Origin of the sequence: Lichenibacterium minor, from assembly GCF_004137685.1 — a bacterium.
Classification (GTDB): Bacteria; Pseudomonadota; Alphaproteobacteria; order Rhizobiales; family Beijerinckiaceae; genus Lichenihabitans; species Lichenihabitans minor.
In genome coordinates this window covers 79,035-91,997 of record NZ_QYBB01000021.1, presented here as the reverse complement: position 1 = coordinate 91,997, position 12,963 = coordinate 79,035, and the positions used below count along the sequence as shown (strand labels likewise).

The window sequence follows — 12,963 nt, the reverse complement described above, 5'->3', positions numbered from 1 at the left end:
AACACGCGGCCCATGATCTGCACATCCTGCCTGGACGGCAGGTCGTCCGATCCCTCGCAAGGGCTCAATACGGTCAAAAATCCAACAAGGCCGAGCAGGATTTGTCGTCTCATACTGCCCGCGCGCCTGTTGCAGCTCAAGATGCTGTTGTCTGATAAATTCAGGCATCATATAGAGTTGCGTCCCTTAAGATTTTGTGAAAACATCATATTGTAAGTTGTTTTTCGACGAAATGTTGATGAGAACTCCCTCATTTATGTGACACACTTCGTCGTGGCGGTCCGACTCCGATTTGACCTACCGCTTCCGCGGCGGTCGAGAGAGCGTCCGGAAGTCGGCTCGATCGGCGTCATGGACCCGCCTCTCGGCCGTTGTTGGTCGACATCGGCTCGCGGGGTCGATCCGACGCCTCGTGAACGCCCTGCAGTCCGGACCTCCAGCCCGCCGAAACGCTCTGGACGCTGGTGGACGAGCCCGTCGTCGATACGCTCGTTCCGAACCCGCACAGGCTCATCGGCACCATCACCGAGCGGGGCGGCAATCTCATGAGGCGCCAAGCCGGAGATCGGCTTTCGCACCAACTTCGCCTGGTGGCCCAGAAAGCAAGGCACCGTCCCGATCTTGTGGATCGCGTATCGCTCGGGACCATGCACCTGACGCGGCCGCGGAATTTCCGCTCGGCAGCGGTGGCGGGCCGTGGGCGGCGCATCATCCCCGGTTCAGCGCCGACAAGCGTGTCATGCAGGAAATTCAGCAATCCTGAGATTTCTTTCAGTTCCTGGGATGCCATCGCTGATCTATCTGCCTGACACAGCGCGGTTCAGCGCGAGATCGCCGCCGACAGAAGCCGCGACCGACAATCGCCGAGCCTGCCTTGCCGATGGCGAGAGGTCGGCTGCATGCGGCCGCTCCGGTCGCGGGCACGATGGGAGGACGACGTGCGGGAACCTGTGCTGGACGTAGCCCATCTCGGCCACATCGAACTGCTGACACCCAAGCTCGAGGAGAGCCGCGCCTTCTTCGTCGACGTGCTCGGCATGACCGAGAGCGGCCGGCGCGGCGGTTCCGTTTATCTCCGGGCGTGGGACGACTACGAGCGATACTCGCTCCAGCTCACTGCCGCGACGGTGCCGGCCCTCGGCCACGCCGCCTTCCGGGCTCGGTCCCCCCAGGCGCTAGCGCGCCGCGTCGAGGCGATCGAGCGCACCGGCCTCGGCATCGGCTGGCACGAGGGCGAGCTCGGCCACGGCCCCGCCTACCGCTTCCACGATCCCGACGGCCACACGATCGAGATCTACTACGAGACGGAATGGTACGAGGCGCCCGAGGCGCTGCGGCCGGCCCTGAAAAACCAAGCCCAGCGCCATCCCGCGCGCGGCGTCGGCGTCCGTCGCCTCGACCATTTCAACTGCCTCGCCGTGGACATCGCGGCCAACCGCCGCTTCTTCGAGGACAACCTCGGCTTCCGCTTGACCGAGCAGATCGTGCTCGACTCCGGCGTCGAGGCCGGCATGTGGCTCACCGCCACCAACAAGAGCTACGATTTCGCCTACACCCGTGAAGCCCACGGCATCCGCGGTCGCTTCCACCACGTCACCTACGCGCTCGACAGCCGCGAAGCGGTGCTCCAGGCCGCCGACGTGTTCCTGGAGGCCGGCGTGCCGATCGAGACGGGGCCGCACAAGCATGCCGTGCAGCAAACCTTCTTCCTCTACGTTTTCGAGCCCGGCGGCCATCGCGTCGAGGTCGCCAACGCGGGGGCACGCCTCGTGCTCGCGCCGGACTGGAAGCCGATCCGCTGGACCGAGGCGGAGCGCCGGAAGGGCCAGGCCTGGGGCCTGAAGACCATCGACACCTTCCACACTCATGGCACGCCGCCGCTGCCACGCGAGCATGGCGGCCCGGCCGACGACGGGTCGGAGGACCTCGCGGGGGACGGCATCGCGTCCTGAACGCTTGAGCCGACAACAGCCGCGAAGACGGCGCAACATGGGGAGACGAAGCGTGGCACGCACGGTGGACATCGAAAGCTATATCGACCAGAGACCCATCTCGGCCTACCAATGGCTGCTGGTCGCGATCTGCTTCCTGGTCGTGGTGGCCGACGGCATGGACGTGGCCATCATGGGCTTCGTCACCCCTCCCATCCTGCAGGACTGGGGCGTGTCGCGCGCCGCCTTCGGCCTCGTGATCAGCGCCGCGCCCTTCGGCCTCGTCTTCGGCGCCCTGCTGGCCGGCCCTTCATCGGACCGCTTCGGCCGCAAGCCCGTGCTGGTGGTTTCGGTGCTGGCCTTCGCGGTGCTGACGCTGCTGGCGGCCTTCGCGGCGACGCCCGGCGAGATGGCCGGCCTGCGCTTCCTCGCCGGCATGGGCATGGGTGCGGCCATGCCCAACACCACCACGCTGCTCAGCGAATATGCCCCCCTGCGCCGCCGAGCGCTGATGATCACGGTGATGTTCACCGGGTTCAACCTCGGTTCAGCGCTGATCGGCTTCGCGGCCGGCGCCCTCGTCCCGATCTATGGCTGGCGCTCGGTGATGGTGCTGGGCGGGGCCGTGCCGCTCGCGCTCGTGCCGATTCTCGTGCTGGTCCTGCCCGAGTCGGCGCGGCTCCTGGCGCTGCGCGGCGCCCCCCCGTCGCGCATCGCGGCGACGCTGGGCCGGGTGACGGGCTCGCGCTTCGCGGGCGACGAGGCCTTCGTCTCGGCCGAGCCGCCGCTCGCCACCAGGACGCCCATCGGCGTGCTGTTCTCGCCGGGCTTCGGCGCCGTCACGGCCGCGCTGTGGCTCACCTACTTCATGGGGTTGCTCGTCATCTACCTGCTGACCGGCTGGCTTCCCACGCTGATGAAGGACGGGGGCGTGTCGATCTCGACCGCCGTCAACGTGACCGCGATGTTCCAGATCGGCGGCACCGTCGGGGCCGTCCTGGTCGGCTGGGTCATGGACCGCACGCGGCCGGCCCCGGTCATCGCCGCCGCCTACGCGGGCGGAGCTTTGTTCGTGCTCCTGGTCGCCGTTTCGGGCCTGCTGGCGCCCGCCCTGGCGGCGCTGGTCTTCGCGGCCGGCTTCTGCATGAGCGGCGCGCAGACGGGCCTCAACGCCTTCGCGCCCGGCTGCTACCCCACGGCGGCCCGCGCCACGGGGGTGAGCTGGATGCTCGGCATGGGCCGCTTCGGCTCCATCGTCGGCTCGCTGGTCGGCGGTACGCTGCTGAGCCTCGGCTGGGGCTTCTCGGCCATCCTGTCGCTGCTCGCCGTGCCGGCGCTCTGCGCCGCCGTCGCGATCCTGCTCACCCAGGCGCGCCGGGGCATCTCAGCCCCGGTCGAGGCCGCCGCCCACCGGACAGGGCACTGAACGGACGGAGTCAGCGTTCCATGATCATCGACTGCCACGGCCACTACACCACGGCACCGAAGGCGCTGCAGGACTGGCGCGATCGCCAGGTCGCCGCCATCAACGACCCTTCGGCCCGGCCCAGGGCGTCGGAGCTCCGCATCTCCGACGACGAACTGCGCGAGTCGATCGAGGCGAACCAGCTGAAGCTGATGCGCGAGCGGGGGCTCGACCTGACGATCTTCTCGCCCCGGGCGAGCTTCATGGCGCACCACATCGGCGACGTTTCCGTGTCGTCGGAATGGGCCGCCATCTGCAACGAGCTGTGCTTCCGCGTTTCGGAGTTGTTCCCGGACCACTTCGCCGGCGCCGCCATGCTGCCGCAGAGCCCCGGCGTGGACCCGAAGACCTGCATTCCCGAGCTCGAGCGATGCGTGCGCCATTACGGCTTCGTCGGCATCAACCTCAACCCGGACCCGTCGGGCGGCCACTGGCGCAGCCCGCCGCTGACCGACCGGCACTGGTATCCGATCTACGAGAAGATGGTCGAGTTCGACATCCCGGCGATGGTGCACGTGTCGACGAGCTGCAACGCGTGCTTCCATACCACGGGCGCTCACTACATCAACGCCGACACCACGGCGGTGATGCAGCTCATCGAGGGTGACCTGTTCCGGGACTTCCCGGGCCTGCGCCTGGTGATCCCGCACGGCGGCGGCGCCGCGCCTTATCACTGGGGTCGCTACCGCGGCCTCGCCCAGGCGCTGAAGAAGCCGCTGCTGACGGAGCACCTGTTCGACAACGTGTTCTTCGACACCTGCGTCTACCACCAGCCGGGCATCGACCTGCTGACGAAGGTGATCCCGGTCGACAACATCCTGTTCGCCAGCGAGATGATCGGCGCCGTGCGCGGGGTCGATCCCGAGACGGGGCACAACTTCGACGACACGAAACGCTACGTCGATGCCACGACGAACCTCGGCGAAGCCGACCGCCGCAAGGTTTTCGAGGGCAATGCGCGCCGGGTCTATCCGCGGCTCGACGCGGCCCTCAAGGCCCGCGGACATTGAAGGGGAGCACCATGACCGAACTCGGCATTGTCAGGCGCAACATCGCCCGCGCCGACCGCGGACACACCGACCGGCTGGCAGCCTTCGGCGCCACCACGGTGCACGAGGCCATCGGGCGCGTCGGGCTGATGAAGCCCTACATGCGGCCGATCCAGACCGGCGCTCGCATCTCCGGCACGGCCGTCACCGTGCTGCTGCAACCGGGCGACAACTGGATGATGCACGTCGCCGCCGAGCAGATCCGGCCCGGCGACATCGTCGTCGCGGGCGTCACGGCCGACTGCACGGACGGCTATTTCGGCGACCTGCTCGCCACGAGCTTCATGGCGCGCGGGGCGCGCGGACTCGTGATCGACGCCGGCGTGCGCGACGTGGCGACCCTGAAGGAGATGGGCTTCCCGGTGTGGAGCCGCTGCGTGTCGGCCAAGGGCACCATCAAGGCGACGCTGGGATCGGTCAACGTGCCGATTGTCTGCGCCGGGGCCGCCGTGCAGCCGGGCGACGCCATCGTGGCGGACGACGACGGGATCGTGGTGGTGCCCGCCGCCTGGGCGGCGCGGGCCGCCGAGGCCGCGGCGAAGCGCGAGGCCAACGAAGGCGACAAGCGTGCCACCTTCGCTTCCGGCGTGCTCGGCCTCGATTACTACAAGATGCGCGAACCGCTGGCCAAGGCGGGGCTCCGTTACATCGACTGATCGTCCGGACCGCCGCTGGCCGTTCGGCCCCGCGGCATCGACGGGACGGGAAACGCCGAGGCGGGGGACATCATGGCGGTGGATGGCGCGGCGATGGGACGACCGACCCTGAAGGACGGGCTGGCGACCGGGGAAGGTGCGGGCCCGGGACGGACGGTTTCGGCGGGGCTGCTCGGCGGCCTCATCGGCGCCGCCGCGATCTGGGTTTACGAGGGCGTGCGGGACGGGCTCGGGGCGATGGCCTATCCGCTCGGCACGGCCATCCACGTCGCCTTCGCGCTCGCCCGGGGCGGGCCCTTCGCGCTGATCTGGCCGGCCTTCCGCCGCCGCGGGGTCGAAGCCACCCTGGTCGCACTGTTCTACGCCGTCGCGGCCTGGGTCGTCACGCACCTTGCCGTCGCGGTCACGTCGTCGAGCCGCCCCGATGATCTCGCCCCCGACGTCGTCATCGGTGGGGCCCTGTCGCACATCGTCTTCACCGTCCCGCTCGCCTTGGGGGTGAAGCGCTGGCTCGGCTGAACCGGCCTTTCTGCCATCCCTTCGTCCGTATTCAGCTCGCCCGCTGCCCCAGCGGGATGGCACCGGAGCCTCCATGTCCGATCGTCTCACGGTCCTGTCCTCGATGGCGACGCGCAGCGTCTTGGCCGAACTCGCGCGGGACTTCGAACTGGCTGCGGGCGCGCCGGTCGCGCTCGAAGCGACGGGCGGCGTCGATGCCGCGAAGCGGGTCCGCGCCGGCGGAAGCGTCGACGTCGTGGTGCTGGCCGCGCCCGTGATGGAGCAGCTCGAGCGCGAGGGGCACCTGGTCGACGGGAGCCGGGCGGACGTGGCCCGGTCCGGCATGGCGATCGCCGTTCCCGCGGCCGGTCCGCGTGTCGACGTCGGCGATGCGGCCGCCGTGCGCCGGGCGATGCTGAGCGCCCGCCGGGTCTCCTATTCGACGGGGCCGAGCGGCGACCACGTCCGGGCGCTCTGGCGTTTCTGGGGCATCGACGACGCGATGGCGGCGAAGTCTCTGCAGGCGCCGCCCGGCGTGCCCGTCGCGGAGCTCCTCGCCCGGGGGGACGCCGACCTCGGCTTCCAGCAGCTCAGCGAATTCGTCGGCGCGCCCGGTATCGCCGTCCTCGGGCCGTTGCCGGCCGAGATCCAGGCCGTGACGACGTTCTCGGCGGCCGTTTCGCGCGCCTCCACACGCCCGGGAGCGGCCCGCGCCTTCGTCGGCCACCTCGCTTCGCCCGCTGCGGCCGCCGCCAAGCGCCGGCAGGGCCTGGAGCCGGCCTGAGGCCCCTCCCGCCCCTCCCCCATGCGTGCAGCGCCGACATTCAAGGCCGCTGCTTGCGGGCCCAGCCGGGCCCGAGTCCCGCGTCGACAGGATTTCAAATGCCCCTCCGATCCGATCCACCCCTTTCGACGCCCCCCGTGCCGGTGGAGGCGGAGGCCCTCCGCGCGACCGACGGACGTGATCGCCGCGGCGCCCTCGGCTGGTACTCGGAGCTCGACCGCGTCGAGCGGCGCACCTATTGGGCCTGCTTCGCGGGCTTCGGCCTCGACGCCATGGATTCGACGATCTATGCCCTCGTCATCCCGGCGTTGATCGCCACCATCGGTCTCACCAAGCCCCAGGCGGGCGCCCTGGCGACGGCGTCGCTGGCCGGCGCCGCCGTCGGAGGATGGGGCGCGGGGCTTCTCGCCGACCGGATCGGGCGCGTGCGCGTGCTCCAGCTCACCATCCTCGTCGTGGCGGCCTTCACGCTCGCGGCCGCTTTCGCGGGCGGCTTCGACACGCTGCTCGTCATCCGATTCCTCCAGGGCCTCGGCTATGGCGGCGAGGCGGCGGTGGGCGGCGTGCTGATCAGCGAGGTGGTGCGCCCCGCCCTGCGCGGGCGGGTGGCTGCCTCGGTGCAGAGCAGTTACGCGGTCGGCTACGCGGTGTCGGTCGGCCTCTTGCCGGTGATCTCGTCCCTGTTTCCGGAAGCCGTCGGCTGGCGCGTGTTCTTCGGCATCGGCATCGTGCCGGCCGTGCTGGTGCTGTTCATCCGTCGGCTCGTGCCCGAGTCGGGCCTCTACCAGGACGCGCGCCGCGCCGGCGCCGTCCCGCCCCCGTTCTGGGCCATCTTCGCGCCGGCGCACTTGCGCCGGACGCTCGCCGCCACCGTCATGTCGACGGGCATCTTCGGGGGCGCCTATGTGATGATCACCTGGTTGCCGACCTACCTGCGGACGGCGCTCGGCTTGTCGGTCGGCACCAGCGCCGGCTATCTCGCGATGAACATCCTCGGCTCGCTCGTGGGGCCGCTCGGTTTCGGCTGGCTGTCCGACCGCTTGGGCCGGCGGCCGGCCTTCATGATCTTCCTCGTCCTGCAGGCCGCCAACGTGGCGGTGCTCCTGCTCGCCCCGATCGGCCTCGGCGCCACCGTGGCACTGAGCTTCTTCCTCGGCGCCTTCCAGGGCGCGCTCGCCTCCGGCATGCTGCCGACATTCTCCGAACTGTTCCCGACGGAGGTCCGCGCCAGCGGCCAGGGCTTCTGCCTCGGGGGCGGGCGCGGCTTCGGCTCGGTCGTTCCGGCGACAGTCGGCGTGCTGGCTGCCGCGGGCCCGCTCGGGGCTGCCATGGGTGGCTGCGCCCTCGTGTCCTACGCCGTGGCCTTCGCTGCCGCCCTGCTCCTCCCCGAGACGGGCGGCGCAGACCTGCATGACGGCTCGAAGGCGTGAGCCTGCTTCCCGAGGCGGCCCCGACGGCGCGCCCGGTGAACCGGCTGGACGCGGCAGGGCGGGCATGCTCCCGTCGTGCCGACCATCGGAGCGACACGGATGAGGATCGACTTCCTCGGCTTGGAGGCTTTCCTCGGCATCGCGAACTGGGGCAGCTTCAACGCGGCTGCGGCGCACCTCAACCTGTCGCAGACGGCGCTGAGCCACCGGCTGAAGAAGCTCGAGGACGACCTCGGTGTCGCCCTGCTGGCGCGCAGCACCCGGAAGGTGACGCTCACGGCGGCTGGCGCCGAGCTGCTGCCGACGGCGCAGCGCCTCATCGAGGAGATGACGCGCTCGCTCGACATCCTGCGGACTGCGGGGCGAGACCGTCAGGAGCAGTTCGCGATCGGTTGCCTGCCGACCATCGCCAAGCATCACCTGCCACGCGTGCTGCGCGACTTCGCGCGGCTGCAGCCGGGCGTGGGCGTCAAGGTCTTCGACAACTCCGCTTCCGAGATCGTCGAGCGCGTCCGGAGCGGCGAGGCCGAATTCGGCGTCACCATCGCGTCGACCGGCCGCTGGGACCTGGAAGTCACGCCGCTCATCAAGGAGCCTTTCGTCCTCGTCTGCCCGTCGGCCCACCCGCTCGCGGGCCGCTCCAGCGTCGGTTGGTCCGAACTCGAGGGCGTGCCCCTGATCAGGATCAGCGCCCAGACGGGGAACCGGCTGCTGATCGACGACGCCCTCGGCGGCCGACGAGAGCGGATGATCTGGAAATACGAGGTCCAGCACGTCGGGACGGCCATCGGCATGGTGCAGGCCGGCGTAGGCCTCACGGTGGTGCCGCGGCTCGGCATCGACCTCGCCGACGACCCCGGCATCGCGGCCGTGCCGTTGAAGAACCCGAGCGTGGTGCGCTCGATCGGCCTTCTGGCCCGCCGCGAGCAGCCCTTGACGCCCGCGGCCGGCGCGCTCGCGCGCTTGTTGACGGCGAGCCTTCGCGCGGAACACTGAGCGTGGGGGGCGCTCCGTCGCGGCGTCCGGCTCCTCGGCCCATCGAGCGCCGTGAAGTCTGGGCGGGCGGGGCGCCGATCCCGTGACGGTGGCCGTCGACCTGGTCCTGGGATCGCTCAACCTCGCGCAGCTGCACGCCTTCACGGTCATCGCGGAGCGAGGCAGCGCGAGCCGTGCCGCGACGCATCTTCTCCGCGCCCAGTCGGCCGTGACGCGATCGCTGCGGGAACTCGAGGTCGCGCTCGGCGAGCCGTTGATGGAGCGATCCCCCTCCGGCATGCGTCCGACGTCCGTCGGCGAGGCGGTCCTGGAGCGCGCCGTCCGCGTGTTCGCCGAGTTGCGGGGGCTCGCTCCACGGCGCGCCCCGCAGCCGGTGCGCGAGATGCGCGTCCCGCCGGGAGCGATCCCGTCCTACCTCCTCAACACCCGCCGCCTGCAGTCGCTCGTCGCCCTGGTGCGCCACCGGCACATGCAGAGCGCCGCGCAAACCTTGGGCGTGAGCCAGCCGGCGGTCAGCAGCGCCATCAAGATCCTCGAAGCCGGCCTAGGCTCGCCCCTCTTCGACCGCACCGCGCGCGGCCTGCGGCTGACGAGCGATGGCGAGGCCTTCGTTTTCCGCGTCCGCCGGGCCCTGAACGAGCTGCGCCACATTCCCGAGGACGTCGCGGCGGTGCGGGGCAGCATTCGCGGTTCCGTCACGGTCGGCGCGCTGCCCTTCGCCCGCACTATGATCCTCCCGGAAGCCGTCGCGCATGTGCGGCGCGACTACCCGGGCGTCCATGTCGTGACGGACGAGAGCGCCTACGAAGCGCTGCTCGCCGGCTTGCGGGCCGGCGACGTCGATTTCATCATCGGGGCCCTGCGGCCCGCCGCCACGGGAGGAGATGTGCGGGCCGAGGCGCTGCTCGGGACAGGCATGGTCGCGCTGACCCGCCACGGTCACCCCCTGGCGGGCGAGCGCGGCCTGACGCCGGACCGGCTCGCCGGCGCGGACTGGATCCTGCCGCGCCGGCACACGCCCGCCCGCGCCATCCTCGACGCGCTGTTCACGCGCCTGCACCTACCTCCACCCCTGGCCGCCGTCGAGACGGGCGACCTTGCGATGATCCGCGGGCTCCTGATGCGCACCGACATGGTCGCCGTGCTGTCGGCGCAGCAGGTGCACTACGAGCTACGGGCCGGGCAGTTGGCGATCCTCGACGTGCCTCTCGCCCACACGGAACGCGAGATCGGCCTGACGATGCGCGCCGCCGGCGAGCCGTCGCCTGCCGCGCGCAGGCTGCTCGACGCCATCCGCGCCGTCGCCCGGCAGACCTGAACCTTGGATCGAGGTTTGCATCCGCGATAAGCAGAACAGGCGGCGCGTTCAACGCTCGGCATGGGGGCGCGGCGACCCGCCCTCCTATGGTCGACCCAACACGATGAAAATCGAGGCGGGGACGGATGGGCGCGCTGCGGAAGGTCTACGTCCAGGTGCTGGTCGCGATCGCCCTGGCGATCATGTTCGGCTTGGCGGCGCCGCACGAGGCCGTGGCGATGAAGCCCCTCGGCGACGGCTTCGTCGCGCTCCTGAAAATGATGCTCGGGCCGATCATCTTCTTCACGGTCGTCCACGGCATCGGTCACATCCGGGATTTCAGGCGGCTGGGCCGCCTCGGCTTCAAGACGTTCCTCTACTTCGAGGTGGTCAGCACGCTGGCGATGCTGACGGGCTTCGCCGTCGTCAACATCGTGCATCCCGGCGTGGGATTGCATGCGGGCGCCCTGAGCCCGACCGCGGGCGCCGAATCCGTGATCAAGGCGGCCACGTCGGGCGACTTCTCGCTCGTCGCCTTCCTGTCCTCGATCATCCCGCGCACGCTGGTCGCAGCCTTCGTTTCCGGCGACATCTTGCCCGTGCTGTTCGTTTCGCTGCTGGTCGGCTTCGCCCTGGCGGCCTGCGGCACGCCCGACTGGGCCCTGTTTCGGCTGATCGACGAGGCGCAGGCGGTCGTCTTCAAGATGCTCGGCTTCATCATGCACGTGTCGCCGCTCGGTGCCTTCGGCGCCATGGCTTTCGCGGTGGGCAGCTACGGCGGCGTTACCCTGCTCTACCTGCTGGGCTACATCCTGACCTATTACGCGAGTGCGCTGATCTTCGTCGTCGTCGTCCTGGGCTCCGTCGCGGCGCTGGCCGGCTTCTCGATCTTCAGGATCCTGTCCCTCATCAAGGAAGAGGCCGTCCTGGCGGCCGGCATGGCGGCGAGCGAGGTCGCCTTCCCGCGGCTCGTGGTCAAGCTCGCGGAGGCCGGCTGCGACGAGGTCGTGGTGGGGTTCGTCCTGCCGGCGGGCTACAGCTTCAACATCGATGGCGCGTGCCTGTACATGGCCTGCGGGATCGGCTTCATCTCCCAGGCGACCGATACGCCGCTCGCTCTCGAACAGCAGCTCGGCCTCCTGGCCGTCATGCTGCTGACGTCCAAAGGGGGCGCTGGCGCGGCGGGCGGCGCGCTCGTGAAACTCGCCGCGACGATCCAGTCCTCGCGCGCGCTCCCCATCTCGGGCGTGGGCCTGCTGTTCGGCATCGACCGTATCCTGGCCATCGCCACGTCCACCACCAACGTCATCGGCAACTCGGTCGCCGTGCTCGTGCTGTCGAAGTGGGAAGGCATGTTCGACATGCGCAAGTTCGACGCCTGCGTGGGGGCCCGCGCCCCGCGCCCTGCCGAGCCAGGGTCCGCCGAGCCGCGCGAGACCCGCATCTGACTCGGCGCGTCCGCATCCATCGTCGCGCGAGCCCGGCATGCCGCGCGACCCATCGAGGCAGCGGGCGGCCTGTTGCCGCTTCCGGAGATCAAACATGAAAATCGCATTCATCGGTTTCGGCGAAGCGGCACGCGCCTTCTCCGACACTCTCTCGCGGACGGCCGACGTCGACATCCTCGCGACCTACGACGTGCGCCAGGACGAGAGCGTGGCTTCTGCCGCGACCGGACGTGGACTGCGCTTCGAGCCCGACGTCGGGAGAGCCATCGCGGGGGCCGACTGGATCTTCAGCGCGGTGACGGCCGACCGGAGCCTCGATGCCGTGCAGAGCGCGCTGGACCACCTCGTGCCGGGCCAGTTGCTCATCGACATCAATTCCGTATCGCCCGGGCGCAAGCGGCGGTCGGCCGAGCTCGTGACGGGCTGCGGCGCGGCGTACCTCGACATGGCCGTCATGGCGCCGGTCCACCCGCGCGGCCATGCCACTCCCGTTCTGCTCGCTGGCGCGACCGCCGACGAGTCGCGCGGCACCTTCGAGCACCTGGGCTTCGCGTTCGAGGTCATCGGCGTCGACGCCGGGACGGCGACGGCCATCAAGATGGTCCGCTCGATGTTCGTGAAAGGACTCGAAGCCCTGACTGTCGAGACGCTGCTCGCGGCCGCGACGGCGGGCTGCTTCGATCGCGTGTTGGACTCGCTCGCCGCGACGTACCCGGGCCTCGGCTGGCCGGACAATGCCCGCTACATGTTCGAGCGGACGCTCCACCACGGCCTGCGCCGGGCGGCCGAGATGCGGGAAAGTGCGATCACCTACGACGAACTCGGTTACGTCGGCGCCCTCGCCGACAGGATCGCCGACGTTCAGGAGCGAATGGGCCGGGTTCCCGCAACGGATCTTCCTGCCGGCCCGCTTGAGGCTGCCGTCGCCCGGATCGCGACGCTCCGGCACGCCACGACGCATGATTGATCGCGACCGCGACGACCGCTTCAGGTGAAAGCCCCGACGCGACGATGGAAGCGGTCCTCACAGCATTGCCGGGCCTGAAGGGCCGCTTCCGAGAGGCCAGCATTCGACCGGCTGTGCTCCGGATGGGTCGGTTCCGGCCGACGGAGGGGGGATGCGACGCGAGCGGCGCTGCCCGGCGGAAAGCGGGGCCTTTGTGATGCTGCCGCGCTGCCGTGAAGGCGGCCGGAGGTGATCGGCGCAGGGGGGCGTCGTGCGGTCGGCGGCGGGCGAGCGAAGAAGCCGGGCGGCGGCGGGGGCCTTCCCGTCCCGGCCAAGTGTTTCCGCTCACCTTTTCGCCTTCGGGCAGTCTCGGTATCGAGCCGATACCGAGCGCCCTTCGACCCCGGCGTCCGCGCCGCGCCGCCGGCGGCCCGCCTGTCTGGAAGGCCCGTCGGGTCGGGAC

General features: G+C 70.2%; 12 protein-coding genes. All 12 read left to right on the top strand.

Going from position 1 to position 12,963, the window contains the following annotated elements; all coding sequences use genetic code 11:
• Positions 1-464: 464 nt before the first annotated feature.
• Positions 465-809 (top strand): hypothetical protein, encoded by a 345-nt coding sequence (locus tag D3273_RS17390; RefSeq protein ID WP_129228158.1) that lies wholly within the window; start codon positions 465-467, stop codon positions 807-809.
• 90 nt (positions 810-899) lie between these two features.
• Positions 900-1,952 carry a catechol 2,3-dioxygenase gene (locus D3273_RS17385; protein ID WP_129228157.1) on the top strand — a complete coding sequence of 351 codons (1,053 nt, stop codon included), beginning with the start codon at positions 900-902 and terminating at the stop codon, positions 1,950-1,952.
• Between the two features lie 52 nt (positions 1,953-2,004).
• Positions 2,005-3,357, top strand: a complete 1,353-nt coding sequence (locus tag D3273_RS17380) for an MFS transporter (protein ID WP_207210809.1) — start codon at positions 2,005-2,007, stop codon at positions 3,355-3,357.
• Between the two features lie 20 nt (positions 3,358-3,377).
• Positions 3,378-4,406, top strand: coding sequence for an amidohydrolase family protein (locus D3273_RS17375; protein ID WP_129228155.1), 1,029 nt, complete (start codon positions 3,378-3,380; stop codon positions 4,404-4,406).
• A gap of 11 nt (positions 4,407-4,417) precedes the next feature.
• Complete coding sequence (gene ligK, locus D3273_RS17370) at positions 4,418-5,101, top strand: 4-carboxy-4-hydroxy-2-oxoadipate aldolase/oxaloacetate decarboxylase (RefSeq protein WP_129228154.1); 684 nt, start codon at positions 4,418-4,420, stop codon at positions 5,099-5,101.
• A 93-nt stretch (positions 5,102-5,194) separates the two neighbouring features.
• A complete protein-coding gene (locus D3273_RS17365) occupies positions 5,195-5,620 on the top strand; it encodes a hypothetical protein (protein ID WP_207210808.1) in 426 nt (141 codons plus the stop codon).
• Between the two features lie 73 nt (positions 5,621-5,693).
• Entirely contained in the window at positions 5,694-6,383 is a 690-nt protein-coding gene (locus D3273_RS17360; protein ID WP_129228153.1) for a substrate-binding domain-containing protein, read from the top strand.
• Positions 6,384-6,481: 98 nt separating this feature from the next.
• Positions 6,482-7,813: an MFS transporter gene (locus D3273_RS17355; RefSeq protein WP_129228152.1), complete on the top strand. Its 1,332-nt coding sequence runs from the start codon at positions 6,482-6,484 to the stop codon at positions 7,811-7,813.
• Between the two features lie 99 nt (positions 7,814-7,912).
• Entirely contained in the window at positions 7,913-8,809 is an 897-nt protein-coding gene (locus D3273_RS17350; protein ID WP_129228151.1) for a LysR family transcriptional regulator, read from the top strand.
• An 82-nt stretch (positions 8,810-8,891) separates the two neighbouring features.
• Positions 8,892-10,127, top strand: a complete 1,236-nt coding sequence (locus D3273_RS17345; protein WP_207210807.1) for a LysR family transcriptional regulator — start codon at positions 8,892-8,894, stop codon at positions 10,125-10,127.
• A 125-nt stretch (positions 10,128-10,252) separates the two neighbouring features.
• The gene (locus D3273_RS17340; protein WP_129228149.1) at positions 10,253-11,554 is read left to right on the top strand and encodes a cation:dicarboxylate symporter family transporter; all 1,302 of its coding nucleotides are present in this window, start codon (positions 10,253-10,255) and stop codon (positions 11,552-11,554) included.
• Positions 11,555-11,648: 94 nt separating this feature from the next.
• A complete protein-coding gene (locus D3273_RS17335) occupies positions 11,649-12,521 on the top strand; it encodes an NAD(P)-dependent oxidoreductase (protein ID WP_129228148.1) in 873 nt (290 codons plus the stop codon).
• The last annotated feature ends 442 nt before the right edge of the window (positions 12,522-12,963 follow it).